The sequence below is a fragment of the Terriglobia bacterium genome (genome assembly GCA_036496425.1).
Taxonomy (GTDB): Bacteria; Acidobacteriota; Terriglobia; order 20CM-2-55-15; family 20CM-2-55-15; genus 20CM-2-55-15.
On the sequence record DASXLG010000026.1, the window covers coordinates 1 to 2748 of the forward strand.

The window sequence follows — 2748 nt, forward strand, 5'->3', positions numbered from 1 at the left end:
ATTTGGAAGAACCCTGGAGGATTCGATGTCGCGTTAGGGGCCGATCGTCCTCCCATGACGGATTGGGGAAAGCAGAAGTGGAGCAAGACGCGGGCGTCGGCCAGAAATTCTCCGCTGGCTTTCGGATTCTTTAAGGACCAAAAAGACTGGAACGACCCGCTGTTCACGTGCGACCCTTCCGGTTACCCGCGCAACCTCGACTACAGCAACTACCGGTTCGTGAAGCTTCCGGATGAATTCGCGGAGTTCTTCGAACGGGACCGCATGTGGCGCGATCTGTGGACCGATGGGCGCAAACTCCCCGGGCCTGAGGCAAAACCGCGGTGGTACGGGTATGCCACGGCGCATTGGGATGGCGACACCCTGGTCGTGGATTCGTCCGGTTACGACGAGCGGACCTGGGTCGATCCCTACGGCTCTATCCACAGCGACCAGATGCGTCTCGAGGAACGTTACACGCGCCTCGATCACGATACGTTGGAATTCAGCCTGACGCTGACCGATCCGAAAGCCTATGTGGGGTCTTGGGGTGGCAGGAAGTTGAAGTTGAGGCTGATGAACTCCTCGCAGCAAATCCAAAAAGGTCTGTGGGGGAAGAGGCCGGATGGCACGGCGTACGGAGACATACGAGAAGAATATTGCGTGTACTCCATTGAGCAAAAGTTCTGGGAAGGACGCCCCCTGGAGGGTGTGAGTGGGGACGATAAGAAGTAAGCGGAAGACTGCGGCAAATCCGGGGACTGGCTACGAAATTCCTCGACGCGAAGCCCCTGAAAACAGGCCAGCGGTCCGGGCGGAATTTCGTTGCCTGCCTCCACATCTGCCGCGCCCGAACTTTCACCACGGGCTGCTAGCGCGAATTGCCGTGTGGCTGTTGAGTCTCGCGCCGGCGTTTGGACAAACTGCGCCGGCAAGGCCGCTCATGTCGGAACAGGCTTTCAAAAACGTTACTGTGCTCAAGGGAATCCCGGTGGATGAATTCATGGACACGATGGGGTTCATTTCCGCGTCCACGAATTATAACTGCACCGATTGTCATGTCGAACCGAAGGCGGAGGGCGATTGGAGTGTCTACGCCCAAGAGACGCCCCGCAAGGCGACAGCGCGTCGAATGATTCTGATGGTGCAGTCCATCAACCGGACCAATTTCGGGGGAGCACGCGTCGTGACCTGCTACACCTGCCATCGCAATCTGCAAGGCGCGCCCAAGATCACGCCGAGCCTGCGCGACCAGTACGGCACGCCTCCCGATCCCGATCCCGATGAAGTGGAGATTACCCGGCAAGCGTCCGGCGCGCCTTCCGCCGATCAGATCTTTGACAAATATCTTCAGGCGGTCGGAGGAGCCGAGAAGGCAGCCGCCGTCACCAGCATTGTTTTCAAGGGCACTTATCAGGGGTATGCGGAACCGCAGGCGCCTGTGGATATTTATGTGAAGGCTCCGAATCTGCGCACCGTGATCGTGCATACGGACGGCGGAGACCGAACGACGACCTGCGATGGCAGCCGCGGATGGATGGCGGCGCCTGCCGCGGACAAGCCATTTCCGGTGATCGCGTATAGCAACGGAGACCTGGATGCTGTCCGGCTGGATGCCGTGCTCTCGTTTCCGGCGGGAATCCGGCAGGCCCTCACGAAACCGGTGGTGGGTTCGAGCAGCATTGACGATAAGGATGTGGTCGTCGTGCAGGGGATAGCCAACGGCGGACGCTCTTCAATCAAGCTGTACTTTGATAAGCAGTCCGGCCTGCTGGTGCGGCAAGTGCGCTACGCCGATACGATGATCGGCCGGGTACCGATCGAGGTCGATTACAGCGATTATCGGGACGTCGCCCCGGCGGGAGTCAAACTGCCGTTTCACGTCATTACGACATGGACGGACGGCCGTTCAGACGTACAGCTGAGTTCCGCGCAAACGAACGTTCCGATCGACGCCGCGAAGTTCAATCAGCCATCTCCGCCGGCGCGTCCCAAACAGTAGAACCGGGCAGCGCAGAAGCGGGGCCCCGCGCTCCGATCATCGTCAGACGGTGACAGCCCGGAGAAATTTCCCGATCCCCCGTTCTACCTGCCGTTTACAGCCGAAATGCCACCTTCCGAAACCGCGTTTCCACTCACGGCACACGCGATAATGTGGTCGTGAGATGGTCGATGCAGCTCCGCGGCAGGATCGATCCGGGCCGGACGCCCTCAAACCGGAGCGAAACTCTTCGCTTTGTACCAAGCGAAACCATCGTGGCAACTGCTTTCCTTCCAACCAATGTCGTGCGAATTCCGAAACGTACGCTTCCCAGACAGGCGAAAGTGCCGGCTTCCGAAAACGACTGCTGTCTGGAGCAAAAAAAAGCTCCGCAGCGCGACGCGCGATCTGGCGCGACTTCCCTTCGAGACACCCACTGGTCGTCGTGTTATGGGCTGTTCTCGCCACTGATGATTTCGGCCGCTACTTCTTCAGCCCGAAAGCATAGACCTTTCCATCCCAGGTACAGACGTAGACGTTGCCTCCGGCAACCACTGGTTCACTGAAATGTGTGAAGCTGTCTATGAGCTTGCCGCTCGAGTATATTTGCCGCCCAGTTTCGGCATCGAGAGCGTACAAGACGGCGTTGGTACCGGGTTGCTTTCCGCCCGAGCGCGTTTCCGTTGCATTCTTTCCCGTTTGCAGGGCGTATACTACGCCGTTCGCCACAACGGGAGGGTCCGGCGTATGCATGTCGCGGGAAATCCACACCGGCGCCAGCATCGGTT

General features: G+C 59.1%; 3 protein-coding genes. 2 read left to right on the forward strand and 1 reads right to left on the reverse strand.

Annotation, left to right across the window (positions count from 1 at the left end):
* Together VGK48_02115 and VGK48_02120 are read left to right on the forward strand one after the other, a co-directional pair.
* Positions 1-714, forward strand: a 714-nt coding sequence (locus VGK48_02115; protein HEY2379954.1) for a hypothetical protein, incomplete at its 5' end; no start/stop codon positions are given.
* A gap of 151 nt (positions 715-865) precedes the next feature.
* Positions 866-1981 carry a photosynthetic reaction center cytochrome c subunit family protein gene (locus VGK48_02120; protein ID HEY2379955.1) on the forward strand — a complete coding sequence of 372 codons (1116 nt, stop codon included), beginning with the start codon at positions 866-868 and terminating at the stop codon, positions 1979-1981.
* A 462-nt stretch (positions 1982-2443) separates the two neighbouring features.
* Here VGK48_02120 and VGK48_02125 read toward each other — a convergent pair.
* Positions 2444-2748 (reverse strand): PQQ-binding-like beta-propeller repeat protein (locus VGK48_02125; protein HEY2379956.1); only part of this gene is annotated, 305 nt, incomplete at its 5' end.